Here is a 25,866-nt window from a genome sequence, read left to right on the forward strand (position 1 = left end):
GAGCCGGTGGTGCTCGAGGGCCACCGCGAGGCGGTGGGCCGTGGGACGGGCCAGGCCGGTGCCCGCTACGAGGCCTGCCAGGGTGGCCGGGCCGGACTCCAGTGCCGTCAGCACCAGGGCCGCCTTGTCGAGAACTCCGACGCCGCTCGAGTTGTCCATATGGCAATACTGCCGTCTCGGATCTTGGGATGCAAGCGTAGGCTTGCTCACGGTTCCCGGCAGAGGTGCCGGGAACGACCCGAACGAGGAGGAGCGAGTCATGGGCAGGACCCTGGCGGAGAAGGTGTGGGACGAGCACGTCGTCCGGTCGACCCCGGGAGAGCCGGACCTCCTCTACATCGACCTCCACCTCATCCACGAGGTGACCAGCCCGCAGGCGTTCGACGGCCTGCGCCTGGCCGGTCGCAAGGTGCGTCGCCCGGACCTGACCCTGGCGACCGAGGACCACAACGTCCCGACGGTCGACTGGGACAAGCCGATCGCCGACCCGGTGAGCAAGACCCAGGTCGACACGCTGCGCAAGAACGCCGCGGAGTTCGGCGTCCGGCTGCACCCGCTCGGCGACGTCGAGCAGGGCATCGTGCACGTCGTCGGCCCGCAGCTCGGCCTGACCCAGCCCGGCATGACCATCGTGTGCGGTGACTCGCACACCAGCACGCACGGCGCGTTCGGCGCGATCGCCTTCGGCATCGGTACGTCGGAGGTCGAGCACGTCCTGGCCACGCAGACCCTGCCGCAGGCCCGGCCGAAGACCATGGCCGTGACCGTCAACGGCAGCCTGCCGGCAGGCGTCACCGCCAAGGACCTGATCCTCTACCTGGTCGCGCAGACCGGCACCGGCGGCGGCCAGGGCTACATCGTCGAGTACCGCGGACAGGCCATCGAGGAGCTCTCGATGGAGGGCCGGATGACGGTCTGCAACATGTCGATCGAGTGGGGCGCCAAGGCGGGCATGATCGCGCCGGACGACACCACCTTCGCCTACATCAAGGACAAGCCCGAGGCCCCGAAGGGTGCCGAGTGGGATGCGGCCGTCGCGCACTGGCGCACCCTGGCGACCGACCCCGACGCGACCTTCGACAAGGAGATCGTGATCGAGGCGGCCGACGTGACGCCTTTCGTCACCTGGGGCACAAACCCCGGCCAGGGCGTGCCGCTGGGCGGCGCCGTCCCGAACCCCACGTACTTCGAGGACCCTTCCGACCGCATCGCGGCCGAGCGTGCGCTGGAGTACATGGGCCTCGAGGCCGGCCAGCCGATGCGCGAGATCAAGGTCGACACGGTCTTCGTCGGCTCCTGCACCAACGGCCGGATCGAGGACCTGCGCCTCGCCGCCGACATCATCAAGGGCCACAAGGTCGCCGAGGGCACGCGCCTGCTCGTCGTCCCGGGCTCGGTTCGCGTGCGCAACCAGGCGATCGAGGAGGGCCTCGACAAGGTCTTCATCGAGGCCGGCGCCGAGTGGCGTGGTGCGGGCTGCTCGATGTGCCTGGGCATGAACCCCGACCAGCTCGCCCCGCAGGAGCGGAGCGCGTCGACGTCCAACCGCAACTTCGAGGGCCGGCAGGGCAAGGGCGGTCGCACGCACCTGGTGTCCGTGCCGGTCGCCGCCGCGACCGCGATCCGCGGCACGCTGTCCTCGCCCGCCGACCTCGTGCCGGCCACGGTCTGAAAGGGATCCCGATGGAGAAGTTCACCACCCACACCGGCGTCGGCGTCCCGCTGCGACGCAGCAACGTCGACACCGACCAGATCATCCCGGCCGTCTACCTCAAGCGCGTGACCCGCACCGGCTTCGAGGACGGGCTGTTCGCGGCCTGGCGCAACGACCCGGAGTTCGTGCTCAACAAGGAGCCGTACGCCAACGGCTCGGTCCTCGTGGCCGGCCCCGACTTCGGCACCGGCTCCTCGCGCGAGCACGCCGTCTGGGCGCTGCAGAACTACGGCTTCAAGGTCGTCCTCTCGGCGCGCTTCGCCGACATCTTCCGCGGCAACTCCGGCAAGGCCGGGCTGCTCGCCGCGCAGGTCGACGAGAAGGTCGTCGAGCGGCTCTGGGAGTACCTCGAGGCCAACCCGGGCGCCGAGGTCAGCGTCGACCTGGAGAGCCGCACCGTGCGTGCCGGCGAGGGCGCGGACGCGATCGAGGACACCTTCCAGATCGACGACTACACCCGCTGGCGCCTGCTCGAGGGCCTCGACGACATCGGGATCACCCTGGGCCACGCCGACGACATCGCGGCGTACGAGGCTGGTCGGCCGAGCTGGAAGCCGGTCACGCAGGGAGCCTGATCCCGCTACGGACCGGGGGAAACCCTGACGCGAGGGCACGAGGTGAACATCTAGAGTTCACCTCGTGCCCTCTTTCGTCACCCCCCAGGAGAGGGCGGCGGAGGACCCCGGGAGCCCGGACGAGGTCGTCGTCGACAACCCGTCCTCCCCGTCGCTCGGCGCCGTCCTGCGCCGCGGCCTGCTCGGCAGCCTGCAGGCGGCCGCGCTCTCGGCACTGGTGCTGGAGATCGGCACCCTGGGCATCTTCATGCCGCGGTGGTTCAAGGACCTCTTCCTCGACAGCGGCGCGTTCTGGCTCGACACCCTCGTGCTGTGGGTGGTCATCGGCTTCCTCTGGGCGGTCCTCGGACGGCTGTCGTGGGCGATCGCCGCCGTCTTGACCACGACCGTCGTGCTCGCGATCGCGAACATCGTGAAGATGCAGTACCGCGAGGAGCCGATCTACCCCAGCGACCGCGACTTCCTCAGCGAGCCCGGCTTCCTCGCCTCGATGGTCTCGCCGGCGGCGCTCGTGGGCGCGGGCCTCCTGGTCGTCGTGGTCCTCGTCGGTGCGGCCTGGCTGGTGACCCGCATCGAGCGACGCCACCCCCGCCCGCGGTTGCGGGCGCTGCCACGCCGGCACCTCCTCGTCGTGCTCGGGACCCGTCTCGGCGTGGGGCTCCTGACCGTCCTGCTCCTCGCGCAGGCTGCGCAGTTCAACCAGCCCGGCAACATCTGGCGCGGGCTCTACGAGCTGCGCGGCAACGACTGGCGCTACTGGAACCAGAAGACCAACTACCGCTCCAACGGCTTCGTGGGCGGCTTCCTCTTCAACATGCCGATCGACGCCATGAAGCAGCCCCGCGGGTACGACGCCGCGACGATGGCCGACGTCGCCGATCGCTACACGGCGCTGGCCGAGCGCGTGAACGCCGGGCGCACCGGCAGCCTCGACGACGTCAACGTCGTGCTCGTGCTCAGCGAGTCCTTCAGCGACCCCACGAGCCTCGAGGGGTTCGAGCTCGGGCGGGACCCGATTCCCCGCACCCGTACGGTGATGCGGGAGACGACGTCGGGCGACATGCTCGCGCAGATGTACGGCGGCGGCACCGCCAACATGGAGTTCGAGGTGCTGACCGGCCAGTCCCTGGGCCTCTTCCGCCCGCAGATGCTCTCGCCGTACCAGATGCTCGTGCCGGAGCAGGACGACTACCCGTCGGCCGTCGGGTGGTTCCGCTCGCGCGGCCACGACGCGATCGCCGTGCACCCCTACCGGGTGGGGATGTACAAGCGGGAGCAGGTCTACGAGCGCTTCGGCTTCGAGGACTTCGTGCACGACACGACGATCCGCAGCACCGGCACGATCGACGACAACCCCTACATCTCGGACGCCGCGGCGTTCGACGAGGTGCTCGCGCAGATCGACGGGCACGACAAGCCCTTGCTGGTGAACCTCGTGACGATGCAGAACCACATCCCCGTCGACGGGAACTACGAGGACCCGGTCCCGGTCAGTGGTGTCGGCGGCGGCGAGAAGGACCGGATCGGCCAGTACGCACGGGGGTTGGAGCACACCGACGAGGCACTGGCCGACTTCCTGGCCGAGCTCGAGGACAGCCCGGAGAAGACGATCGTGCTGTTCTACGGCGACCACCTGCCCGGCATCTACGGATCGTCGGTGAAGGAGGCCAACGGGGGAACGGCCCTGCACCGCACGCCCTTCTTCATCTGGAGCAACCAGCCCGGCCAGAACGTGCCGCGGGCACTGCCGGTGACGAGCCCCGCCTTCTTCCTGCCGTTGCTGCACGACGTCGCGGATGCCCCCGTCCCGCCGTACCTCGCACTGCTCCGCGAGGTGCACCGGCACGTCAGCGCGATCCAGCAGGGACGCCTCCTCGGCGGCTCCGGGGAGCCCGTCGAGGAGGGCCAGATCGACGCCAGGACGGGCCGTCTGCTCGATGACATGCGGCTCGTGCAGTACGACTTCTCCATCGGCGAACGATTCGCGCTCGACGCGTTGTGGCCCGGCTCGACGCCCTGAAATGACCGGAAATGGCCTGAATAGGGCCAATTCTCGGAAAAAAAGGCGATTACGCGCGGCGTGGTGATTGTGGGGGAGTCCGGTAATGCCTAGCGTTCCCTGCAAGGACGGCTGGGCGAGGGCTCGGCCGCAAGCCCAAGGAACGCCCCACGGCGGAGCGTTTCGAAAGGACAGGTAGTGAACAAGTCTCAGTTGATCGATGCGCTGGCTGACCGGTTCGACGGCAGCCGCAAGGACGCGGCCCACGCGCTCGACGCGGTGCTGGACACCATCACCCGTCAGGTGGCGAAGGGCGAGAAGGTCGCCATCACGGGCTTCGGTTCCTTCGAGAAGGCCGTGCGCAACGCCCGTTGGGTCCGCAACCCGCAGACCGGCGAGCGCGTGAAGACCAAGAAGAAGGCCGTTCCGAAGTTCAGCGCCGGCGCCGACCTCAAGAACGTCGTGTCGGGCGCGAAGAAGCTCCCCGCCCTGCCGAAGCCCGCCAAGAAGGCTGCCGCTCCGGCCAAGAAGGCTGCGACCACCGCCGCCAAGAAGGCCGCCGCCCCGGCCAAGAAGGCTGCTGCCGCTGCGAAGAAGGCCGCTCCGGCCAAGAAGACCGCGGCCAAGAAGACCACGACGGCCACGAAGAAGGCCGCCCCCGCCAAGAAGGCGACGACCGCCAAGAAGGCGGCTCCGGCCAAGAAGGCGCCCGCGAAGAAGGCTCCGGCCAAGAAGGCGCCCGCGAAGAAGGCTCCGGCCAAGAAGGCCCCCGCCAAGAAGGCCCCCGCCAAGAAGGCGCCGGCCAAGAAGACCGCGAAGAAGAAGTAGTCCGCGGCTTCGAGCGCATCGACCGGGCCGTCCTCCTCACGGGGGGCGGCCCGGTCGGCATTTCCCCACAGGTGCGGGGGAATCAGGGCAAGGCGGCTGCTGTCGCGGTGCCGACACCGAGCGCCACCGCGGCGGCGAGGCCGTCGAGGTCGTCGACGTCGCGACGCAGGGTGACCAGGTCACCGGGCACCGGTCGGGCCCCCGCGTCGTGGTGGGCCCGCGCCGACCCCTCGCCGAAGCGCGGGTCGAAGAGCGCCGGGGGCGCGGTGTAGAGCGTCGTGCCGGTGCCATCGGCATCGACCACGAAGCACGGCACGTCCTGCGCCAGCGCGTGCTGGAGCGCGGTCGACAGGTCGCCGGGGGAGAGGGCGGGGACGTCGGCGAGCAGGGCCGCGGGCCGCAGCCCGGGCGCGACCTCCCGGGCGACCCGCGCACCGTGGCGCAGGGCGCCGTTCAGGCCCTCGCCCGGGTCGGCGCTCGCCACCACCACGTCGCCGGCCAGCGACGCGGCGAAGGCGTCGTCGTCGCTCACCACGACCACGAGGCCGACCTCCGGGGTCGCCCGGCACGCGGCCACGGCGTCGACGGCGAAGGCCGCCGCCAGGCGGCGCCGGGCGTCGTCGGGGAGCGCGGACAGGCGCGACTTGCCGGTCCCCGGGGACTTCACCGGGAGGACCACGGCGAAGGAACCCGGACGTGCGACCACGGGCCCATCCTCCCAGCCGATTCCCGTCCCGCGACCGAGGGGCGCCGTCACCGGGGTGGCCAGCGGGTAGCCTGCATCCTCGTGACGGTGAGAAAGCTGCAGGAGAAGCGGGGGTGGGCCTTCAACATCGCCGTCCCCATCATCAAGCCCCTGCTCAAGGCCACGACGAAGCGCGAGTGGATCGGCGGTGAGCACATCCCGGTCTCGGGAGGCTTCATCATCGCGCTCAACCACATCTCGCACGTCGACCCGCTCACCGCGGCGCACCTGGTCTACGACCACGGCCACAAGCCGCGGTACCTCGCCAAGTCGGGCCTCTTCGACAACAAGGCCCTCGGCTTCTTCCTGCGCGGTGCGGGGCAGATCCCGGTGAAGCGGGAGACCCGGGACGCCGTCGGTGCGTACGCCGCCGCCGTCGAGGCGGTCCGCAACGGCCAGTGCGTCGTGATCTACCCCGAGGCGACGATCACCCGCGACCCCGACCTGTGGCCGATGAAGGGCAAGTCGGGCGCGGCCAGGATCGCCCTCGAGACCGGCTGCCCGGTCATCCCCGTCGGCCAGTGGGGCGCGCAGGAGCTGCTGGCGCCGTACACGAAGAACCCGCACCCGGTGCCCCGCAAGAAGATCGTGATGCGCGTGGGCCCGCCCGTGGAGCTCGAGGACCTCAGGGCGAAGGAGCGCACGACCGCCGTCGTCAACGAGGCGACGGAGCGGATCATGGACGCGATCACCCACCAGCTCGAGCTCGTCCGCGGAGAGCAGGCACCTGCCGAGCGCTACGACATGGCCGTCCGCGGCGACCGGTTCAAGAAGCAGAAGCAGCAGAAGAAGGCGTGAGCATGGGCAACAAGGTCGCGGTGCTCGGCGCCGGCTCCTGGGGGACGGCTTTCTCCATCGTGCTCGCCGACGCCGGCAACGACGTCACCGTCTGGGCGCGCCGCGAGGACGTCGCGACCGCCATCAACGACGGGCACGAGAACACCGACTACCTGCCGGGCATCGAGCTGCCGCGCACCATCAGCTCCACCACCGACCCCGAGCGCGCCCTGGCGGGCGCCGACGTCGTCGTGCTCGCCGTGCCGTCGCAGTCGCTGCGCGACAACCTGCCGACCTTCCTGCCGTACGTCGAGAAGGACGCCGTGCTGGTGTCCTTGATGAAGGGCGTCGAGCTCGGCAGCCTCAAGCGGATGTCGCAGGTGATCGCCGAGGTCGGCGACGTGCCCGACAACCGGATCGCCGTCGTCAGCGGCCCCAACCTCGCCCGCGAGATCGCCCGCCGCGAGCCGGCCGCCTCGGTCGTCGCCTGCGCCGACGAGTCCGTCGCGACCGCGCTGCAGCAGCGGGTGCACACCCCCGCGTTCCGCCCGTACACGAGCGTCGACGTCCTCGGCTGCGAGTTCGGCGGCGCCTACAAGAACGTCGTCGCGCTCTGCGTCGGCATGGCCGTCGGCCTCGGCTTCGGCGACAACACCACGGCCTCGCTCATCACCCGCGGCCTCGCCGAGACCGCGCGGCTCGCGATGAACCAGGGTGCCAACCCGCTCACCCTCATGGGCCTGGCCGGCCTCGGCGACCTCGTCGCCACGTGCTCCTCGCCGCTCTCGCGCAACCGCACCTTCGGCGAGAAGCTCGGCCAGGGCATGAGCGTCGAGGAGATCTACGCCTCCACCCGCCAGGTCGCCGAGGGTGCCAAGTCCTGCTCCTCGCTGCGGGCCCTCGCCGCCCAGGCCGGTGTCGACGCCCCCATCGTCGACGCCGTCGACGAGGTCGTGCAGGGCCGGCTCACCACCGCCCAGCTGATGAAGGCGTTCATCAACCGCGACACCAAGGCCGAGCTGTCCTGAACTGATGGCGCGAGCGCGTCGCTCGTCCCTCGCGCCACGCTGCCGCGCGCGCAGTTGCCTCGCGTAGGTGGTGCCGTCCGCCTGGCGGCAAGCCAGTCGGCGCGCGGCAAGTCGTGCCCCCTGCGCTCCGGTCGCTCCTTCGTCGCTCCCTCCGCTCCGGCGTTCACGATTCCCGCGATGGCCGACAGCCCCGGACCGGCCGGAGCTGGCTGGTCTGTCGACAGGTCGGTCCGCTGCGCGGTACCTGAGGACAGCCGGTCGGCACCTCAGGTGGAGGCCGGGCAGGGGCGCTGGTTCCTAGCGTTGCCGGCATGACGATCCTCCTGTCCGACCCCCGGGTCCGTGCCGTGCCCGTCGAGGAGTGCGGCGAGCCGCTGGTCCGGCTGCCGCACGACATCTCACCCGCCGGAGCCCTGGTCCGCAGCGGCCTCGCCGACCGCCTCGTGGCCGCCGACCGCCTGCTGCCGCGCGGCGTGCGGTTGCGCGTGGTGGAGGGGCACCGGCCCGTCGAGCAGCAGCGCGTGATCATCGCGTCGTACTCCGCCGAGCTGCGGGCGCTGCACCCCGACGCCGGGGACGACGTGCTGGAGCGGCTCACCAGCCGGTTCGTGTCGCCGGTGGACGTGGCCCCCCACGTGGCCGGGGCGGCCGTCGACCTGACCCTCGTCGACGTGTGCGGCGACGAGCTCGACCTGGGCACGCCGATCGACGCGACGCCCGAGCAGAGCGACGGTCGCTGCTGGTTCTCCGCCGCGGGGATCGGCCAGGACGCCCGGGAACACCGCACGTTGCTCGCTCGCGTGCTCGGCTCGCAGGGGCTCGTGAACTACCCGACCGAGTGGTGGCACTGGAGCTGGGGCGACCGCTACTGGGCGCTCGTCACCGGCGCCCCGGCCTCGGTCTACGGGCCGGTCGCGCTGGCGGTGGCGGCATGAGCACGTCCGAGCTGACGGTTGACCTCGACGCGGTCGCCCGCAACACCCGCCTCCTGGCCGAGCGCGCCACCGGCGAGCTGATGGCCGTGGTGAAGGCCGACGGGTTCGGCCACGGTGCGGTCGACGTCGCCCGCACCGCCCTCGCCAACGGTGCGACCCGGCTGGGCGTCACCAGCCTCGCTGAGGCCGTCTCCCTGCGGGAGGCCGGCATCGCGGCGCCGGTGCTGAGCTGGCTCAACCCCGTCGACGCCGACTTCGCCACCGCCGCGCGGCTGCGCGTCGACGTCGCCGTCCCGAGCCTCGAGCACCTCAGCGCGGTGTCGGTGGCCGCCTGGGCGGCACTGTGCCGTGCCGCACGGCGCGGCGNTCGCGGCGCCGGTGCTGAGCTGGCTCAACCCCGTCGACGCCGCCGGCCGCACCGCCACGCGGCTGCGGGTCCACCTGCACGTCGACGCCGGCATGGCCCGCGACGGCGCGGAGCCGTCCGCGTGGGCGGCACTGTGCCGTGCCGCACGGCGCGGCGAGCAGTACGGCCGCATCGAGGTCGCCGGCGTGATGGGCCACCTCGGCTGCGCGGACGACCCCGCGGACCCGTGCAACGCCCGCGCCCGCACCCGCTTCGCCTGGGCCCTCGAGGTCGCCCGGTCCACCGGGCTGCGCCCGCGCCAGCGCCACCTCGCGGCGACGGCGGCGACGCTCACCGACCCGCGCAGCCACCACACGATGAGCCGCGTGGGAGCCGGCCTCGTCGGCATCGACCCTTCCCGCACCACGCCGCTGGCGCCGGCGATGACGCTCACCGCGCCGCTGGTGCAGGTGCGCCGGGTCCGCGCCGGAACGCCCGTCGGCTACGGCCACGCGCACCGGACCAGCCGCACGACGTACCTCGGCCTCGTGCCCCTCGGGTACGCCGACGGCCTGCCGCGCGTCGCGTCCGGCCGCGCCGAGGTGCTGGTCGGGGGAGTGCGTCGCCCGCTCGTCGGGCGGATCTCGATGGACCAGGCCGTCGTCGACCTCGGTGCGGACGGCGTGCCGGGCGTCGGCCCCGGGGCACCGGTGACGGTGTTCGGGCCCGGCGGCGCGGGGGAGCCGACCGTCGCGGAGTGGGCCGCGTGGTCGGGCACGATCGAGCACGAGCTGGTCACCGGCATCGGCGCCCGGGTGCCGCGCCGCGTGCTCGCCGCGCGCCGCCTGCCGGAGCTGGCGGGGTGCTCGGCATGAGCACCAGGACGAGCAGGACGAGGGTGGCCGTCATCGGCGGCGGCCAGAGCTGCGAGCACGAGGTCTCCCTCGCCTCGGCTGCGTCCGTCGCCGCGGCGCTGCCCGCGGACGAGTTCGAGGTGGTGCCGCTGACGATCGGCCGCGACGGCACGTGGCGCGACCGCGGCGGCCGGCCGATCGGCCTCAGCGGCGCGGCCCAGGTGCTGCGCGGCTGCGACGTCGTCTTCCCCGCCGTGCACGGCCCGCGCGGCGAGGACGGCGCCCTCGCCGCGCTGTGCGAGCTCGCCGGGCTGCCCTACGTCGGGTCCGGCGTCCGGCCCGGCGCCCTGGCGATGGACAAGTGGGCCACCAAGCTCGTCGCCGACGCCATCGGCATCGCCACCGCGCCGGGTGTCCTCGTCACCCGTGCCACGGCCGGGCACCTGCAGTGGACCCGGCCCGTCGTGGTCAAGCCGGTCGCGGCCGGCTCCAGCCAGGGCGTCAGCCTGGCCGAGCGACCCGAGGACCTCGGGCCCGCGCTCGAGGTCGCCCTCGCGCTCGACGACCGGGCGCTGGTCGAGGACGTCGTCGTCGGCCGGGAGGTCGACGTGGCGGTGCTGCGCCGGGCCGACGGAAGCCTGCTCGTGCCGCCCGCGCTGGAGATCGTGGCCGACGGCCTCTTCGACTACGACGCCAAGTACGGCGGGCACGCCGACTTCCGGGTCCCCGCCGCGCTCGAGGAGCGTGACGCCAAGGCGCTGGAGGACGCGGCGGTCCGGGTGTTCGAGGCGCTCGGTTGTGCCGGTGTCGCCCGTGTGGACTTCTTCCTCACCGAGGACGGCCCGGTGCTCAACGAGGTCAACACCATGCCCGGGATGACCGCCCACTCCCAGGCCCCGCGGATGTTCGAGGCCGCCGGGATGTCGTACCCGCAGCTCCTCGCCGAGCTGGTCCGCGCCGCGCTCGGGAGATGAGTGCGCAAGACTTGCGGGCGCACACCCCACCGAGAGCGCGAGGAGGTCCGGCGTTGGTCGACGTACGACGCTGGCTGCCCGACATGCTCGCCGGGCTGGCCGTGCTGTTCCTCGGCATGGTCGAGGTCGGCCGCCGGCTCTTCGACGAGTCGCCCTGGGCGCCGGTCGTGCTGGTGATCTGCGTCGCCCTCGCCGTCGGGCTGACCCGCCTGCTGCCCGGTGCCGCGCTGGCCGTCGCGTGGTTCGCCGGCGGGATGCAGGTGGTCACCGGCACCGACCCGCTGCTGGTCGAGGCGCTGTTCGCGGTCGTCGCCTTCGGCTGCGCCCGGTGGGGGCGCCTCCCCACGGTGTGGCTCAGCGCCGTGTCGATCCCGGTCAGCGCGGCGGTCGCGGTCGTGTGGCTCACTCCGGAAGCCTTCTTCGAGGCGCTGCGCGTGCTCGGCGCGGAACAGCTCGCCGCCGACGCCTACGACCGCGGTCCCTACGAGTGGCGGGTCACGGCCGGCCTGCTCGGCATCGCCTTCCTGGTGCTGCCGTGGTGCATCGGCCTCGCCGTGCGCTTCGCGGTCCGGATGCAGGCCTCGAGGCGCTCGCAGGTCGCCGCCGAGGCCGAGCGCGACCAGGCCGAGGAGATCGCCCGCCTGCGCGAGGGCCAGGCCCAGCTCGCGCGCGACGTGCACGACGTGGTCGGCCACTCGCTGGCGGTGATCCTCGCCCAGGCCGAGTCGGCGCAGTACCTCGACGACAGCGACCCGGCCCGGCTCAAGGCCACGCTGGCCACCATCGCGACGTCCGCGCGCTCCTCGCTCGAGGACGTCCGGCAGGTGCTCGCCTCCACCGCCGGGCAGCAGGCGGCGGCGCCGCGGCAGGCGGACCTCGACAGCCTCGTCGACGGCGTGCGCGCGGGCGGCCACGAGGTGGTCGTCAGCGAGGTGGGCACCGCCCAGCCGCTGCCGCCCGAGCTCGAGGTCGTCGCGTTCCGGGTGCTGCAGGAGATGCTGACCAACGCGATCAAGCACGGCCGGCGCGACCGGCCGGTCCACGTCGAACGACACTGGGAGGGGGACCTGCGGATGGAGGTCCGCAACGCCGTGCCCGACGACGCTCCGCCGGCCGACGGCACCGGCCAGGGGCTCGACGGCATGCGCCGCCGGCTCGAGGCCGTCGGTGGCCACCTCGACGTGCGCCGCCGCGCCGACCCGCCGAGCTTCACCGCCACCGCCTGGGTCCCGGTGAGGGCGCGATGACCGGTCCCGGCGAGCCGATCCGGGTGCTCCTGGTGGACGACCAGGAGCTCTTCCGCGAGGGCGTGCGCGTCATCATCGACGCCCAGGAGGGGATGGAGGTCGTCGGCGGTGCCGCCGACGGCATCGAGGCCGTCCGCCTCGTCGACGAGCTCCAGCCCGACGTGGTCCTGATGGACATCCGCATGCCGGAGATGGACGGCGTCGAGGCGACCCGGCAGATCTTCCTGCCCGACCGCGCGGCCCGCCGTGAGCGGCCGGTCCGCGTCGTCGTGCTGACGACCTTCAACCTCGACGACCGCGCCGCCACGGCGATCCGGTACGGCGCCAGCGGGTTCCTGCTCAAGGGCACCACCCCGCTGATGCTGCGCGACGCCATCCGCACCGTGCACGCGGGCAACGCCGTGCTCGCGCCGGCCGACCTGTCGACCCTGCTGGACGCGCAGTTCCGGGCGCCGGTGCAGCCGCCGTCGTCGTACCTCGCCCTGACGGAGAAGGAGCGCGAGGTGTTCGCCGCCGTCGCCCGCGGGCTGTCGAACCAGGAGATCGCCGGCCAGGTGTTCCTCAGCGAGTCGACGGTGAAGACCCACGTCGGCGCGATCCTGCGCAAGCTGGACCTGCGCGACCGCGTGCAGATCGTGGTCTTCGCCCACGAGCACGGGCTCGTGGACTGACGCTCAGGCGTCGATCCGGTCCAGCGCCTGCACGAGGTCGTCCCAGAGGTCCTCGACGTCCTCGATGCCGACGGACAGCCGGACCAGGCCGTCGGGGATCGTCGGCGCCTCCATCTTCCACCGGCGGCGCCGCTCGAAGGTGGACTCGACGCCGCCGAGCGAGGTCGCGTGGACCCACAGCGAGGTCGCCCGGACCAGGAAGTCGCCGGCGTCGGCGCCGCCGGCGAGCACCGGCGCGACGATGGCGCCGAAGCCGGGGTAGCGGACCTCGGCGACGGCCGGGTGCTCCGCCAGGCGCCGGGCCAGCTCGGCCGCGTTGGCCTGCGCCCGCTCCAGGCGCACGTGCAGGGTGCGCAAGCCGCGTAGCGCGAGCCACACCTCGAAGGGGCCCGGCGTCGAGCCGGCGAGGCCGCGGCGGGCCTTGAGCGCGTCGTGCACCTCGTCGTCGTCCACCACGATCGCGCCCATCAGCACGTCGCTGTGGCCGGCGATGTACTTCGTCGCCGAGTGCACGACGATGTCCGCGCCGTCGGCCAGCGGCTTCTGCAGCAGGGGAGTGGCGAAGGTGTTGTCGACCACGACGCGGATGCCGAGCTCGTGGGCGGCCGCGGCCAGCGCCGTGACGTCGCAGACCTCGAGCGCCGGGTTCGTCGGCGACTCCAGCCACAGGAAGGCGCAGTCCTCGTCGTCCTGCATCGCCTGCACGACCGCTGCGGTGTCGGTGATGTCGACCAGGTTGGCGCGCAACCGGCCGCGGGACTCCGCGTCGGCGAGGGCGGCGATGGTGCCGTTGTAGGCGTGCCGGGGCGCGATCACGCTGCTGCCCTGCCCGACCAGGTCCAGCAACGTGGTGACGGCTGCCATGCCGGAGGCGAAGGCCAGCGCACGACCGCCCTCGAGGGCGCCGAGCGCCTCCTCGAACGCGCTCCACGTCGGGTTCCCGAAGCGCGCGTACTCCAGCTCGCCCGTCGCGACATAGGTCGACGTCATCGTGATCGGCACGTTGAGCGGCTGGTCGGGCTCGTGCGGCGGACGACCGGCGGTCACGGCGACGGTGGCGGGGCGCAGCGTGGAGGGGGACATGCCCCAAAGGTAGGGTCATCCGCGATGAACGCACCCACTGGCCGCCGTGTCCGCGTCGCCGTCGTCTTCGGCGGCCGCTCCAGCGAGCACGCCATCTCCTGCGTCACCGCGGGCAGCGTGCTGCAGGCGATCGACCGTGACAAGTACGACGTGATCCCGATCGGCATCGCCACCGACGGCCGCTGGGTGCTGGAGGCCGACGACCCCTCCCGGCACCGGATCACCGGCCCCGGGCAGCTGCCCTCGGTCGACGGTGACCGGGCCGCCGTGTCGCTGTCGCGCACGACCGCCGGCGCGGAGCTGGTCGTCAGCGAGGCGTCCGCGCCGCCGCGGGCGCTCGGGGAGGTCGACGTGGTCTTCCCGCTGCTGCACGGCCCCTGGGGTGAGGACGGCACCATCCAGGGCCTGCTCGAGATGAGCGACGTGCGCTACGTCGGCTCCGGCGTGCTCGCCTCGGCGCTGTGCATGGACAAGGCGTTCATGAAGGTCGCGCTGCAGGCGGCCGGCCTGCCGGTCATGCCCGGCACCACGACCACCGCGCGGGAGTGGGCCGACCAGCAGGTCGCGGTCCAGGCGCGCTGCGAGGAGCTCGGCTACCCGCTGTTCGTCAAGCCCGCCCGCGGCGGCTCCAGCATCGGCATCGCCAAGGTGCACGCCCGCGAGGAGCTCGCGGACGCGGTCGAGGGCGCGCTCCAGCACGACCCGAAGGTGATCATCGAGGTCTCCGCCGAGGGCGCCCGCGAGATCGAGTGCGGCGTCCTGGAGGACCTCGACGGGTCCGTCGAGGTCAGCGTCCCCGCAGAGATCCGGATCACCGGCGACCACGAGTTCTACGACTTCGAGGCCAAGTACCTCCCCGAGGAGGCCACCCAGCTCGACGTGCCGGCCGTCCTCGACGAGGACACCCGGCTGCGGATGCAGGACCTCGCGGCGCAGGCGTTCCGCGTCGCCGGCTGCGAGGGCCTGGCCCGCGTCGACTTCTTCCTCATGCCCGACGGCTCGCTCGTGGTCAACGAGCTCAACACCATGCCCGGGTTCACGCCGCTGTCGATGTTCCCGCAGATGTGGGCCGCGACGGGCGTGCCCTACGGCGAGCTCGTCGACCGCCTGCTGACGCTGGCGCTCAACCGGGGCACCGGCCTTCGCTGACGCCGTGCCGGAGCTCGCGCCGAGAGGCTAGTCGCAGGCCTCGACGAGCGTGAGGTGCTCCTCGACCAGCGGCGCCAGCGCGGACATCACGGCCGCGCCCCCGCTGGGCCGGTAGTCCGCCGGCACCACGACCTCGACCCGCGGCCGGTAGCCGGCCGCGGTGATGGTGAGGTCGAGCCCCTGGTCGTCGTACTGCTCGACGGGGATGAACCAGCCGACGCCGTTGGCCAGCTCGCACGAGGAGGCGAGGTCGAAGTCCTCCGGCTCCGCCACGCCGCACCGTACGACGACCGCCGGGTCGCCGAACGCCGCGGCGGGTGCGTCCGCGGGGTCGATCTCCACCCGCTCCTGCTCGGCCAGGGTGTCCGGCAGGTCCGCGGTGAACGCGTCACAGGTGGCGCGGTCGGCGTCGGTCATCGACGGGACGTCGACCTCCACGGGACCGCCGCACGCGGCGAGCGCGGGGGAGAGCGCCAGCAGCGACAGGAGCGCCGCCGCAGGGCGTGGCACGGTCAGATGTGGACGACCGGGCAGGTCAGGGTGCGGGTGATGCCCTCGAGGTTCTGCACCTTCGAGACGACCAGCTTGCCGAGCTCGTCGACGTTGCGGGCCTCGGCGCGGACGATCACGTCGTAGGGGCCGGTGACATCCTCGGCCAGGGTGACGCCCTTGATGTTGCCGACCTCGCGCGCGACCTCCGCAGCCTTGCCGACGTCGGTCTGGATGAGGATGTAGGCCTGAACCACCATGGGTCACGCCCCCTTCGTTGGATGGTCGGGTGGGAACGCCTCAACCTACCGCGATCCGGCGCGACACCGACAACCAGCGAGGGCAACCAGCGAGGGCAACCAGCGAGTGCGGTGCAGCCCGGCCGCCACCGTCTGGTGGGATGGGGACATGACTTCGGGCACCGACCGCGACGCGACCCTCGCCGAGCTCGGCGAGTTCGGCCTCATCGGACGGATCGGCGAGCTCGTCGCCGCGACGGCGCCCGGCGAGGACGTGCTGGTCGGCCCCGGCGACGACGCGGCGGTGATGCGGGTGCGCAAGGGCCACGTCGTCGTCTCCACCGACGTGATGGTCGAAGGCCGCCACTTCCGGCGCGACTGGGCCGAGGCTGCCGACGTGGGCGCCCGCGCCGCCGCGCAGAACCTCTCGGACATCAACGCGATGGGCGGGCGCGCGCAGTGGATGACGGTCGCCCTCGCCGGACCGGCGGACCTCCCGGCCGGCTGGGCCCTCGACTTCACCCGCGGCTTCGCCGAGGAGTGCGCCAAGGTCGGCGCCGGACTCGTCGGCGGCGACGTCAGCCGCGCGGACCAGGTCGTCGTCTCGGTCACCGCGATCGGGGCGTGCACCGTCTCGCCCGTCCTCCGGTCCGGTGCGGCCCCCGGCGACGTGCTCGCGATCTGCGGCCGCCAGGGCTGGGCGGCCGGCGGGCTCGCCGTCCTCGGGCGGGGCTTCCGCTCGCCCCGGGTGCTGGTCGAGGCCTACCGCCGCCCCGAGCCGCCCTACGACGCCGGCCAGGTCGCGGCGGAGGCGGGCGCGACGTCGATGATCGACATCTCCGACGGCCTGCTCGCCGAAGCGCTGCACCTCGCCGAGGACTCCGGCGTCTCCATCGACGTCACCACGGCCTCCTTCGAGGTCCCCGAGCCGCTCCTCGCGGTCGGGCAGGCCCTCGGTGCCGACCCGATGACGTTCATCCTCGGCGGCGGGGACGACCACTCCCTGCTCGCCACCTTCCCGGCCGGCACCGCGCTGCCCGAGGGCTGGGCCCGCATCGGATCGGTCGGACCGGCCCCGGTCGAGGGCGACCCGCGGGTCACGGTCGACGGGGCGTCGTACGACGGCCCGACCGGGTGGTCGCACTTCTGAGGGCTGCCCCGCCGCCGCACGGGTAACGGGCGGTCATGGACCACGCCCAGCTCGCGCTCGCCCTCCGGACGCTGTCCTTCGGCCCGCTGACCATCACCTACGACGAGCGCGTCCTCGAGCCGCGCACCTGGACGACGTTGCAGTCGTACTGGGCGCGCGAGCTCCTCGAGGACGTCCCCGACGGTCCCGTGCTCGAGCTGTGCAGCGGCGCCGGGCACATCGGGCTGCTCACGGTGCACGACACCGACCGCCGACTGGTGTGCGTCGACGTCGACCCCATCGCCTGCGGCTACGCCACGCTCAACGCCCGCGCGGCCGGCCTGGCCGACCAGGTCGAGGTACGCAACACCGCGATCAGCACGCTGCCGGGCCACGAGGTCTACCCGCTGATCATGGCGGACCCGCCGTGGGTGCGCAGCGAGCAGCTGGTCTGCTTCCCGGCCGACCCGGTCCTGGCGATCGACGGCGGCCCCGACGGGCTGGGGCTGGCGCGCGAGTGCGTGTGGACCATCGACCGGCACCTGCACCCCGAGGGGGCGGCGCTGCTGCAGCTGGGCTCCCTGGAGCAGGCCCGCACGGTGCGCGACCAGCTGCCCGCGACCCTGCGCGCGACCGACGCCCGGGCCGAGCCGGGGCGCGGGCTGGTCCTGCTGCTGCAGCGCTGAGGAACGCTGGAAAAAGCACTGACCCGTCGCCCCTGAGGGGCGACGGGTCAGCAGAAGACTGAGGTCAGCGCGAGACCTTGCCGGCCTTGATGCAGCCGGTGCACACGTTGAGCCGCTTCGGGGTGCCGTTGACGACGGCGCGCACCCGCTGGATGTTGGGGTCGAAGCGGCGCTTGGTGATCTTGCGCGACCACGGCCGGTTGTTGCCGAAGATCGGCTTCTTGTCGCAGATGTCGCACACGGCGGCCATGGGTAACTCCTGAGATCGCGTCAGCTTGCTTAAGTCGGTCGGCCCGCGCGCGGACGGCGCTTCAGGCAACCTGATGAGGATAGCCGAGGAAGGTCCGGCGACCGAAATCGACGGAGGCCGAGGCCCGACCACTATCGTGACCCCGGTGGAGGGAGTGACGACGACCGGGGTGCCCGGCGGGGGGCAGCAGGACCAGGGCGTCACCCTGGAGACCGTCGTCCGCTTCGTCGACATCGCCGTCGACGCGCTGGCCGAGGCCCGCGAGGAGATCGACGCGCTCAACATCTTCCCGGTGCCCGACGGGGACACCGGCACGAACATGTACCTCACCCTCGTCGCCGCCCGGGACGCCGTGCGGGAGGCGCAGGCCGCGCCCGACGCCGACCGGGCCGACGTGCTGCACGCGCTGGGCCGGGGCGCGCTCCTCGGCGCCCGCGGCAACTCCGGGGTGATCCTCAGCGAGATGATCGGTGCTTCCGCCCGCCGGATCGCCACCGCCGACGCCGAGGAGGCGTACGCCGCCGTGGTCGCCGACGCGCTGCGGATGGCCGCCGACGCCAGCTACGCCGCGGTGGGGGAGCCGGTCGAGGGCACGATGCTGACCGTGCTCCGGGCCGCGGCGGACGCCGCGCTCGAGTGTGCTGCCCGGCCCGGTGCGCGCACCGCCGACGTCTTCACCACCGCGGCCGCGGCCGCGCGCGAGGCGCTGGGCCACACCCCCGAGCAGCTCGAGGTGCTCGCCCAGGCCGGCGTCATCGACGCCGGCGGTCGCGGGCTCTCGGTGATCCTGGACGCGGCGGAGAACGTCCTGACCGGACGCCGGCCGATCCCGGTCACCGCCCCGCTCGGCAGCCACGTGATCCCGGTCCCGCAGGTTGCGACGGCCGGCGGCGACCTCTGCGAGGACGGCCCGGCGTACGAGGTCATGTACCTCCTCGACACGACGGGCACGGGAGGCACGAAAGGCACGGGGGACACCGGCGACACCGCGGCCCTGCTGCGCACCCGCCTCGGCCAGCTCGGCGACTCGGTCGTCGTCGTCGGCGGCGAGGGCCTGTGGAACGTCCACGTGCACACCGACGACGTCGGCGCGGCGATCGAGGCCGGGCTCGACCACGGCCGGCCGCACCGGATCCGGGTCACCCACTTCGCCGAGCAGGTCGCCCGCGCGGGCCAGGAGCACGGCCACGGCCACGGCCACGGGCACGGGCGCGACGACGACGCGCCCGCACCGGCGTCGCTCGCCGGGCGCCGGGTGGTCGCCGTCGCCGCCGGCCCCGGCCTCGCGTCGCTCTTCGAGGAGGCCGGCGCGGTCGTCGTCCAGGGTGGTCCGGGGCGCCGCCCGTCCACGGGCGAGCTGCTCGAGGCGATCACCGGTTGCGGGGCGCGCGAGGTCGTCGTGCTCCCGAACGACGAGCCGACCGTCCGCGCCGCCCACGCCGCCGCCAGCACGGCCGAGGCCGACCACGGCGCCCGCGGGATGCGGGTCTCGGTGATCCCGACCCACGCCCAGGTGCAGGGCCTGGCCGCGCTGGCCGTCCACGAGCCCGGCCGCGGCTTCGACCAGGACGTCACGGAGATGACCGCGACGGCCCGCCACGTGCGCCACGGCGCCGTCACGGTCGCCGCGAAGCAGGCGATGACCATGGCCGGCCCGTGCGAGCCCGGCGACGCGCTGGGTGTCATCGCAGGCGACTTCGCGGTGGTCGGCGACGACCTCGGCGCGGTCGCCCTCATCGTCCTCGACCGCCTGCTGGCCGCGGGCGGSGAGCTGGTCACGATCGTGGCTGGCGTCGACGGTGCCGGGCTGGCCGACCAGGCCGCGGCGTGGGTCGAGGAGCACCACCCCCATGTCGACGTCGTGGTGTACGACGGAGGCCAGCAGCGCTACCCGCTGCTGCTGTCCGTCGAATGACCCGAACCGCAGGAGACACCCACCCGTGGCGATCACGCTCGACTCCCCGCTGACCGCGGTCCTCGGTGCCGCGAAGCCCGCGCAGCGCAAGAGGTTCGCCGACGGGCTCGGCCTGCAGACGGTCGGCGACCTGCTGCACCACTTCCCGCGGCGCTACCTCGAGACCGGGTCGCTGACCCGGGTGTCCGACCTGCGCATCGGCCAGCTGCTGTGCGTGGTGGGCGAGATCGAGGACTGCGTGATCCGGTCCCACCAGGACCGTCGTACCGGCCGCACGGCCTTCCGCGTGGAGGCGATGCTGCGCACCGGCGGCCCGAGCCTGCGGATGACCTTCTTCGGCTCCAACCGCCGCACGGCCGAGTGGCACGCGTCGCGGGTCGCCGTGGGCAACCGCGGTGTGTTCCTGGGCAAGGCCGACCGCTTCCGCGACCAGTGGCAGCTCACGAACCCCCAGCTGAGCATCTTCGGCATGGGCGACGAGGGCGAGGACAGTGCCGTGCAGGAGGTGCTGGAGTTCGGCGAGCTCTACCCGATCTACCCGCTCACCAAGGGGCTGCAGACCTGGGACGTCGCCCGGGCGGTGAAGTTCGCCCGCTCCGTGGTCGAGGGCGTCGAGGAGGTGCTGCCCGCCCCCCTCCGTGACGAGTACGACGTCATCGACATCGAGACCGCCTACGAGTGGGTCCACCGCCCCGAGACCCGCGAGCAGGTCGCCCGGGCGCACCACCGGTTCCGCTTCGAGGAGGCCCTGGTCACCCAGCTCGTGCTCGGTCGGCGTCGCCGCGCCGTGCGGGCGCGGGGCGCGACGGCCCGCGACGGCGGCGACGGCGCCCTGCTGCTGCCGTTCGAGCTCACCGCCGGCCAGGCGGCCGTCGGCAAGGAGATCGAGCAGGACCTCGCCCAGCCGCACCCGATGAACCGGCTGCTCCAGGGCGAGGTCGGCTCCGGCAAGACGCTGGTCGCGCTGCGCGCGATGCTGCGCGTCGTCGACTCCGGCGGGCAGGCCGCGCTGCTCGCACCCACCGAGGTCCTCGCCCAGCAGCACCACCGCTCGATCGTCGGCATGCTCGGCGACCTCGCCGAGGGTGGCACGATCTTCGGCTCGGGGGAGGGGACCCGCGTCGAGCTGCTCACCGGCTCGATGGGCAAGACCCAGCGCACGGCCCCGCTGTCCCGGATCGCCAGCGGCGAGGCCGGGATCGTCATCGGCACCCACGCCCTGCTGGAGGACCAGGTCTCCTTCGCCGACCTCGGGCTGGTCGTCGTCGACGAGCAGCACCGCTTCGGCGTCGAGCAGCGCGCGGCCCTCACCGACAAGGCCGCCACGCCGCCGCACCTGCTGGTGATGACCGCGACCCCGATCCCGCGCACCGTCGCGATGACGGTCTTCGGCGACCTCGAGACCTCGACGCTGACCGAGCTGCCTGCCGGGCGCGCGCCCATCCAGAGCAACGTGGTCCCGCTCGCCGACCACCCCGGCTGGATCAGCCGGGTGTGGGAGCGGGTGCGCGAGGAGGTCGGCAAGGGGCACCAGGTCTACGTCGTGTGCCCCCGGATCTCCGGCGACGAGGCGGAGGCCGGCCAGGTCGACGCCGTCGACCGGCTCGCGGACGACGAGGGCGACACCGCCGGCACCGCGGTCCTGCCGCCCGGCAAGGCCGCCGCGGTCGAGGAGGTCGTCGAGCGCCTCGGCAGCGGACCGCTCGAGGGCCTGCGCATCGCCCGGCTCCACGGCCGGCTCCCGGCCGACGAGAAGGACGCGACCATGCGGGCCTTCGCGGCCGGCGAGGTCGACGTCCTCGTGTCCACCACCGTCATCGAGGTCGGCGTCGACGTCGCCAACGCCACCGCGATGGTGATCCTCGACGCCGACCGGTTCGGCGTCTCCCAGCTCCATCAGCTGCGCGGCCGCGTCGGCCGTGGCGGCCTGCCCGGCCTGTGCCTGCTCGTCACGCACACCGACGCCGAGTCGCCGGCCCGCGAGCGGCTGGAGGCCGTCGCCAGCACCACCSACGGCTTCGCGCTCAGTCGCGTCGACCTCGAGATGCGCCGTGAGGGCGACGTCCTCGGCGCCTCGCAGGCCGGTCGCCGCTCCAGCCTGGAGAACCTCCGCGTGCTGCGCGACGAGGACACCATCGTCGAGGCGCGCGCGGCCGCCGAGGGCCTGCTCGACGCGAGCCCCGACCTGGCCCAGGCGCCCGGCCTCGCCGCCGCCGTCACCGAGCTCGAGCGGTCCCAGCTGGCCGGCTTCGTGGACAAGTCCTGAGGAGGCCCGGGTGACCCGGATCATCGCCGGGGTCGCAGGCGGGCGCCGCCTGCAGACCCCGAAGGGCGAGCAGACCCGCCCGACCAGCGACCGCGTGCGCGAGGCGCTGTTCTCCGCCGTCGAGGCGTGGGCGGGCTCCCTGCACGACCTGCGCTTCCTCGACCTGTACGCCGGCTCCGGCGCCATCGGGCTCGAGGCGTGGTCGCGCGGCGTGGCGGCCGTGACCCTGGTCGAGGCGGACCGGCGCACGGCCGACCTGGTCCGCGCCAACGCCCGCAGCGTCGGCTGCGACGTCGCCGAGGTCGTGGCCAGGTCGGTGGCGAGCGTGCTCGCCGAGCCCGCCCGGTCGCCGTACGACATCGTCTTCGCGGACCCGCCGTACCCGCTCGCCGACGACGCCGTCGCGGCGGACCTCGCTGCCCTCGTCGCGCACGGCTGGCTCGCCGACGGCGCCCTGGTCGTCGTCGAGCGCTCGCGGCGCAGCCCGGAGCCGGCCTGGCCCGACGGCCTCGAGCCGCTGCCCGGCAAGCGGCGGCTGAAGAAGTACGGCGAGACCCACCTGTGGCTGGCCGAGGCGGCCGGGGAGAGCGTCGACACGGCGACCGATAGCCTCGCCCCATGACGCGCGCGGTGTGCCCCGGCTCCTTCGACCCGGTGACCAACGGCCACGTCGACATCTTCCGGCGGGCCTCGGCGCTCTTCGACGAGCTGGTCGTGGCCACCGGGACCAACATCTCGAAGTCGCGGCTCTTCGACCCCGAGGAGCGGCTGGAGATGCTGCGCGAGGCGTGCGCCGACCTGCCGAACGTCACGGTGATGGGCTTCACCGGCCTGATCGTCGACTTCTGCAGGGAGATCGGTGCCCAGGCCATCGTCAAGGGCCTGCGCGGCGGCAACGACTACGAGTACGAGCTGCCGATGGCGCAGATGAACGCCCACCTGACCGGCGTCGAGACCGTCTTCGTCCCCACGACGGCCAGCCTCGGCTACGTGTCGTCCAGCCTGGTCAAGGAGGTCGCCTCCCTCGGCGGTGACATCTCCGGCCTGGTCCCGCCCACCGTGCACGCCCGCCTGACGGCGCGGCTGGCCGCCAGGACGGGGGAGTGACCCGGTGAGTGATTTGGAACCGTCACAGGCGCGCCACTACGATTGCTCCGATCTGTTGTGCCCGGACCTGGAAGTGATCCCCTGAACGGCCTGGACCCGAGAGCGCCGCTCGTGCTCGATACTCGCGAGCTCGGACGCCGCCCGGGGTCCCAGCGTCAGGTGTCGCGGACAGTGCCGGCCCCGGCAGATCTGGGCATCGAAGTCCTCTCCGTCCCCGAGGGCGCGCCGGTCGAGCTCGACCTGCGCCTGGAGGCGGTCATGGAAGGCGTGCTCGTCACCGGTTCGGCCTCGGCCGCGCTGGAGGGTGAGTGCGTGCGGTGCCTGGAACCGATCCGAGAAGACCTCGAGGTGACGTTCCAGGAGCTGTTCGTCTACGACGACATCCGTGACGCCGAGGGAGCCGAGGAGGACGACGAGGTCAGCATGCTGCAGGACGACCTGGTCGACCTGGAGCCGCTGCTGCGGGACGCGGTGGTGCTCGCACTGCCGTTCCAGCCCTTGTGCCAGGACGACTGTCCCGGGTTGTGCACCGAGTGCGGTGTGCGGCTCGCGGACGACCCGGACCACACGCACGAGGCTGCGATCGACCCGCGGTGGGCGAAGCTGGCCGAGCTCGACCAAGACCCCACGGACTGACGAAGCGCTCGTCCCGAGCGCTCCCCGAACCAAGGAGAAGACAGTGGCTGTTCCGAAGCGGAAGATGTCGCGCAGCAACACGCGTCACCGTCGCTCGCAGTGGAAGGCTGTCGCCCCGTCGCTGGTGACCTGCGCCAACCCGGCCTGCGGCGCCAAGCACCTGCCGCACCGTGCCTGCGGCACCTGCGGCCAGTACGGCGCGCGCGCCGACCGCCGCCAGGTCCTCTGACCCGGCACCACCTCACGTCAGGGTCGGAAGCATCACCGCCTACGACGAGCTGCGCCGAGCGCTCGGGGACCCCACGCTGGACCCCGAGCTGCTCGAGCGCGCCCTGACGCACCGCTCCTACGCCTACGAGAACGGTGGTCTTCCGACCAACGAGAGGCTGGAGTTCCTCGGTGACTCGGTGCTCGGCGTCGTCGTCACCGAGACCCTCTACCTGAGCCACCCGGACCTCTCCGAGGGCCGGCTGGCCAAGCTGCGCGCGGCCGTCGTCAACGCCCGCGCCCTCGCCGGCGTCGCCCGCCAGATCGGTCTCGGCGCCCACATCAAGCTGGGCCGCGGCGAGGAGGCCACCGGCGGCCGGGACAAGGCGTCGATCCTGTCCGACACGGTCGAGGCCGTGATCGGCGCGATCCACCTCAGCGGCGGCATCGAGGTCTCCGCGGCCGTCGTGCACCGCCTCTTCGACCCGCTGATCGAGGCCGCCTCGGCGCTCGGCGCCGGTCTCGACTGGAAGACCTCCCTGCAGGAGCTCTCCGCCGACCAGGGCCTGGGTGTCCCGGAGTACGTCATCGAGGACGACGGCCCCGACCACATGAAGACCTTCACCGCCCAGGTGCGCGTCGGCGACAAGCTCTACGGCAACGGCCACGGCCGGTCGAAGAAGGAGGCCGAGCAGGGCGCCGCCGAGACGGCGTACGGCGAGATCGCCGCCTCCCTGGGCCTCGACTCCGACGGCAAGCCGCTGTCCGCCGGCAGCTGACCCCGGAGCCGCGTTGCCCGAGCTCCCCGAGGCCGAGGTCGTCCGCGCCGGCCTCGAGCGCCACGTCACCGGCGCCACGATCACCCTCGTCGAGGTCCTCCACGACCGCCCGGTGCGTCGGCACCCCAGCGGCGCCTCCGGCTTCGCCGCCGCGCTGACCGGCCGCCGCATCGAGGGCGCCCGCCGCCGCGGCAAGTACCTCTGGCTGCCGCTCGACAACGGCGACGCCATCCTCGGGCACCTCGGCATGAGCGGCCAGCTGCTCGTGCAGCCGGTCGACGCCCCGCCCGAGCGGCACCTGCGGGTGCGCCTCGCCCTCGCCGGCACCGAGCACGGTCGCGAGCTGCGCTTCGTCGACCAGCGGATGTTCGGCGGCCTGTCGGTGTCGGTCGGCGGCGCGGACCTGCCGCCCGAGATCGCCCACATCGCCCGCGACCCGCTCGACCCGGAGTTCGACGACGCCGCCTTCGTCGCCCGGCTGCGCAAGCGGAGCTCGGCCGTGAAGCGCCTGCTGCTCGACCAGACCCTCGTCTCGGGCGTCGGCAACATCTACGCCGACGAGGCGCTGTGGCGCACCGGACTGCACGGGGAGCGGCCGGGCGACCGGCTGACCCGGGCGCAGGCCCTCGCGCTGCTCGGCCACGCCCGCGACGTGATGAACGAGGCGCTCGCCCAGGGCGGGACGTCCTTCGACGCGCTCTACGTCAACGTCAACGGCGAGTCCGGCTACTTCGACCGCTCGCTGCACGCCTACGGCCGCGAGGACGAGCCCTGCGACCGGTGCGGGACGGCCATCCGGCGGGTGCCGTTCATGAACCGCTCGTCGTACTTCTGCCCGCGCTGCCAGCCGGTCCCGCGCCGGCGCCGGAGCACCTCCTGAACACCTGTCCGGACGCCCCTCCAGCAGTTTGACCCAGAGCCGCTGAGGTGGGACTCTTGGAGACGGCCCCCAACGGGCTGCCCCCTCTCGAACCGGAAGGCTCAACTTCATGGCCAAGGCGCTGATCGGTCACCTGAACAGCGACCTCCGCGACCCCCGTCTCGCCGTCGAGAACGCTCGTCTGCGCAACCGGGTCGCTGAGCTGGAGTCCCTCGTCCTCCGCCTGTCGGAGGAGAACGACAAGCTGATGTCGGCCCGTGCTGCCGAGATCCTGACGGGCGACGCCTCGGAGATGCAGCCCGCCTGAGTCGTCGACTCCTGTGACGGCGACGCCGTCGCACCAGGTGAACCACACCAC

Annotated in this window: 29 protein-coding genes and 1 pseudogene; 24 read left to right on the forward strand and 6 right to left on the reverse strand. The window is 73.0% G+C overall.

Features of this window, described 5'->3' with window-relative positions; genetic code table 11:
• The coding region (locus L615_RS24170; protein ID WP_261376630.1) for a helix-turn-helix domain-containing protein at positions 1 to 159 on the reverse strand (159 nt) is incomplete at its 3' end.
• A gap of 100 nt (positions 160 to 259) precedes the next feature.
• Here L615_RS24170 and leuC point away from each other — a divergent pair.
• The 4 genes from leuC (at position 260) to L615_RS10035 (ending at position 5,116) form a co-directional block, all read left to right on the forward strand.
• Positions 260 to 1,672 (forward strand): 3-isopropylmalate dehydratase large subunit, encoded by a 1,413-nt coding sequence (gene leuC / locus L615_RS10020; RefSeq protein WP_145724984.1) that lies wholly within the window; start codon positions 260 to 262, stop codon positions 1,670 to 1,672.
• Positions 1,673 to 1,683: 11 nt separating this feature from the next.
• Complete coding sequence (leuD, locus tag L615_RS10025; protein ID WP_028655931.1) at positions 1,684 to 2,289, forward strand: 3-isopropylmalate dehydratase small subunit; 606 nt, start codon at positions 1,684 to 1,686, stop codon at positions 2,287 to 2,289.
• Positions 2,290 to 2,353: 64 nt separating this feature from the next.
• A complete protein-coding gene (locus L615_RS10030; RefSeq protein WP_145724985.1) occupies positions 2,354 to 4,309 on the forward strand; it encodes an LTA synthase family protein in 1,956 nt (651 codons plus the stop codon).
• A 177-nt stretch (positions 4,310 to 4,486) separates the two neighbouring features.
• Complete coding sequence (locus L615_RS10035) at positions 4,487 to 5,116, forward strand: HU family DNA-binding protein (RefSeq protein ID WP_145724986.1); 630 nt, start codon at positions 4,487 to 4,489, stop codon at positions 5,114 to 5,116.
• 82 nt (positions 5,117 to 5,198) lie between these two features.
• Here L615_RS10035 and cofC read toward each other — a convergent pair whose 3' ends face one another.
• Positions 5,199 to 5,822 carry a 2-phospho-L-lactate guanylyltransferase gene (cofC, locus tag L615_RS10040; protein WP_028655934.1) on the reverse strand — a complete coding sequence of 208 codons (624 nt, stop codon included), beginning with the start codon at positions 5,820 to 5,822 and terminating at the stop codon, positions 5,199 to 5,201.
• 87 nt (positions 5,823 to 5,909) lie between these two features.
• Here cofC and L615_RS10045 point away from each other — a divergent pair, with 87 nt between their 5' ends.
• The 8 genes and pseudogenes from L615_RS10045 to L615_RS10075 all read left to right on the forward strand — a co-directional run bounded on the left by L615_RS10045 (position 5,910) and on the right by L615_RS10075 (position 12,693).
• Positions 5,910 to 6,659, forward strand: coding sequence for a 1-acyl-sn-glycerol-3-phosphate acyltransferase (locus L615_RS10045; protein ID WP_232221783.1), 750 nt, complete (start codon positions 5,910 to 5,912; stop codon positions 6,657 to 6,659).
• 2 nt (positions 6,660 to 6,661) lie between these two features.
• Positions 6,662 to 7,666 (forward strand): NAD(P)H-dependent glycerol-3-phosphate dehydrogenase, encoded by a 1,005-nt coding sequence (locus L615_RS10050; RefSeq protein ID WP_051485841.1) that lies wholly within the window; start codon positions 6,662 to 6,664, stop codon positions 7,664 to 7,666.
• Between the two features lie 311 nt (positions 7,667 to 7,977).
• The gene (locus L615_RS10055) at positions 7,978 to 8,601 is read left to right on the forward strand and encodes a M15 family metallopeptidase (protein WP_145724987.1); all 624 of its coding nucleotides are present in this window, start codon (positions 7,978 to 7,980) and stop codon (positions 8,599 to 8,601) included.
• A pseudogene (locus tag L615_RS23795) lies at positions 8,598 to 8,849 on the forward strand (alanine racemase); the annotation flags it as partial. The gene L615_RS10055 and the pseudogene L615_RS23795, both read left to right, overlap by 4 nt.
• Positions 8,850 to 8,979: 130 nt before the next feature.
• The gene (alr, locus tag L615_RS10060) at positions 8,980 to 9,822 is read left to right on the forward strand and encodes an alanine racemase (protein ID WP_261376628.1); all 843 of its coding nucleotides are present in this window, start codon (positions 8,980 to 8,982) and stop codon (positions 9,820 to 9,822) included.
• Positions 9,819 to 10,775, forward strand: a complete 957-nt coding sequence (locus tag L615_RS10065) for a D-alanine--D-alanine ligase (RefSeq protein ID WP_028655938.1) — start codon at positions 9,819 to 9,821, stop codon at positions 10,773 to 10,775. Before alr ends, L615_RS10065 begins: the two co-directional genes overlap by 4 nt.
• Positions 10,776 to 10,828: 53 nt before the next feature.
• On the forward strand, positions 10,829 to 12,022 hold the full coding sequence (locus L615_RS10070) for a sensor histidine kinase (RefSeq protein ID WP_186449814.1): 1,194 nt from the start codon (positions 10,829 to 10,831) through the stop codon (positions 12,020 to 12,022).
• Complete coding sequence (locus L615_RS10075; RefSeq protein WP_028655940.1) at positions 12,019 to 12,693, forward strand: response regulator transcription factor; 675 nt, start codon at positions 12,019 to 12,021, stop codon at positions 12,691 to 12,693. The genes L615_RS10070 and L615_RS10075 overlap by 4 nt, the downstream gene beginning before the upstream one ends.
• Positions 12,694 to 12,696: 3 nt before the next feature.
• On the opposite strand, the gene L615_RS10080 is transcribed toward L615_RS10075, so the two are convergent.
• Entirely contained in the window at positions 12,697 to 13,776 is a 1,080-nt protein-coding gene (locus tag L615_RS10080; RefSeq protein ID WP_028655941.1) for a PLP-dependent aspartate aminotransferase family protein, read from the reverse strand.
• Positions 13,777 to 13,800: 24 nt separating this feature from the next.
• On the opposite strand from L615_RS10080, the gene L615_RS10085 reads away from it, so the two are divergent.
• The gene (locus L615_RS10085; RefSeq protein WP_028655942.1) at positions 13,801 to 14,925 is read left to right on the forward strand and encodes a D-alanine--D-alanine ligase family protein; all 1,125 of its coding nucleotides are present in this window, start codon (positions 13,801 to 13,803) and stop codon (positions 14,923 to 14,925) included.
• A gap of 27 nt (positions 14,926 to 14,952) precedes the next feature.
• On the opposite strand, the gene L615_RS10090 is transcribed toward L615_RS10085, so the two are convergent.
• Together L615_RS10090 and L615_RS10095 are read right to left on the reverse strand one after the other, a co-directional pair.
• Complete coding sequence (locus L615_RS10090) at positions 14,953 to 15,435, reverse strand: DUF3515 family protein (protein WP_051485842.1); 483 nt, start codon at positions 15,433 to 15,435, stop codon at positions 14,953 to 14,955.
• Positions 15,436 to 15,437: 2 nt separating this feature from the next.
• On the reverse strand, positions 15,438 to 15,671 hold the full coding sequence (locus L615_RS10095; protein ID WP_198020224.1) for an Lrp/AsnC family transcriptional regulator: 234 nt from the start codon (positions 15,669 to 15,671) through the stop codon (positions 15,438 to 15,440).
• Positions 15,672 to 15,822: 151 nt separating this feature from the next.
• On the opposite strand from L615_RS10095, the gene L615_RS10100 reads away from it, so the two are divergent.
• Positions 15,823 to 16,803: a thiamine-phosphate kinase gene (locus tag L615_RS10100; RefSeq protein ID WP_145724989.1), complete on the forward strand. Its 981-nt coding sequence runs from the start codon at positions 15,823 to 15,825 to the stop codon at positions 16,801 to 16,803.
• A 35-nt stretch (positions 16,804 to 16,838) separates the two neighbouring features.
• Positions 16,839 to 17,468, forward strand: a complete 630-nt coding sequence (locus tag L615_RS10105; protein ID WP_145724990.1) for a methyltransferase — start codon at positions 16,839 to 16,841, stop codon at positions 17,466 to 17,468.
• Positions 17,469 to 17,532: 64 nt separating this feature from the next.
• Here the strand turns inward: L615_RS10105 and rpmB are convergent, their stop codons facing one another.
• Positions 17,533 to 17,718 (reverse strand): 50S ribosomal protein L28, encoded by a 186-nt coding sequence (rpmB, locus tag L615_RS10110; RefSeq protein WP_028655946.1) that lies wholly within the window; start codon positions 17,716 to 17,718, stop codon positions 17,533 to 17,535.
• Between the two features lie 145 nt (positions 17,719 to 17,863).
• Between rpmB and L615_RS10115 the strand changes: the two genes are divergently transcribed.
• The 9 genes from L615_RS10115 to L615_RS10155 all read left to right on the forward strand — a co-directional run bounded on the left by L615_RS10115 (position 17,864) and on the right by L615_RS10155 (position 25,815).
• Complete coding sequence (locus L615_RS10115; RefSeq protein WP_232221784.1) at positions 17,864 to 19,633, forward strand: DAK2 domain-containing protein; 1,770 nt, start codon at positions 17,864 to 17,866, stop codon at positions 19,631 to 19,633.
• 25 nt (positions 19,634 to 19,658) lie between these two features.
• Complete coding sequence (locus tag L615_RS10120; RefSeq protein ID WP_261376629.1) at positions 19,659 to 21,899, forward strand: ATP-dependent DNA helicase RecG; 2,241 nt, start codon at positions 19,659 to 19,661, stop codon at positions 21,897 to 21,899.
• A gap of 10 nt (positions 21,900 to 21,909) precedes the next feature.
• Positions 21,910 to 22,521 carry a 16S rRNA (guanine(966)-N(2))-methyltransferase RsmD gene (gene rsmD / locus L615_RS10125; protein ID WP_036517970.1) on the forward strand — a complete coding sequence of 204 codons (612 nt, stop codon included), beginning with the start codon at positions 21,910 to 21,912 and terminating at the stop codon, positions 22,519 to 22,521.
• The gene (gene coaD / locus L615_RS10130; protein WP_145724992.1) at positions 22,518 to 23,006 is read left to right on the forward strand and encodes a pantetheine-phosphate adenylyltransferase; all 489 of its coding nucleotides are present in this window, start codon (positions 22,518 to 22,520) and stop codon (positions 23,004 to 23,006) included. The genes rsmD and coaD overlap by 4 nt, the downstream gene beginning before the upstream one ends.
• Before the next feature lie 81 nt (positions 23,007 to 23,087).
• On the forward strand, positions 23,088 to 23,642 hold the full coding sequence (locus L615_RS10135) for a DUF177 domain-containing protein (RefSeq protein ID WP_186449816.1): 555 nt from the start codon (positions 23,088 to 23,090) through the stop codon (positions 23,640 to 23,642).
• Between the two features lie 43 nt (positions 23,643 to 23,685).
• Positions 23,686 to 23,871, forward strand: a complete 186-nt coding sequence (gene rpmF, locus L615_RS10140; protein WP_028655951.1) for a 50S ribosomal protein L32 — start codon at positions 23,686 to 23,688, stop codon at positions 23,869 to 23,871.
• A 31-nt stretch (positions 23,872 to 23,902) separates the two neighbouring features.
• Positions 23,903 to 24,628 carry a ribonuclease III gene (gene rnc, locus L615_RS10145; protein ID WP_145725003.1) on the forward strand — a complete coding sequence of 242 codons (726 nt, stop codon included), beginning with the start codon at positions 23,903 to 23,905 and terminating at the stop codon, positions 24,626 to 24,628.
• Between the two features lie 13 nt (positions 24,629 to 24,641).
• The gene (gene mutM / locus L615_RS10150) at positions 24,642 to 25,508 is read left to right on the forward strand and encodes a bifunctional DNA-formamidopyrimidine glycosylase/DNA-(apurinic or apyrimidinic site) lyase (RefSeq protein WP_145724994.1); all 867 of its coding nucleotides are present in this window, start codon (positions 24,642 to 24,644) and stop codon (positions 25,506 to 25,508) included.
• 109 nt (positions 25,509 to 25,617) lie between these two features.
• The gene (locus tag L615_RS10155; protein ID WP_028655954.1) at positions 25,618 to 25,815 is read left to right on the forward strand and encodes a hypothetical protein; all 198 of its coding nucleotides are present in this window, start codon (positions 25,618 to 25,620) and stop codon (positions 25,813 to 25,815) included.
• Positions 25,816 to 25,866 lie beyond the last annotated feature (51 nt).

The sequence above is a fragment of the Nocardioides sp. J9 genome (assembly GCF_007829375.1).
GTDB lineage: Bacteria > Actinomycetota > Actinomycetes > Propionibacteriales > Nocardioidaceae > Nocardioides.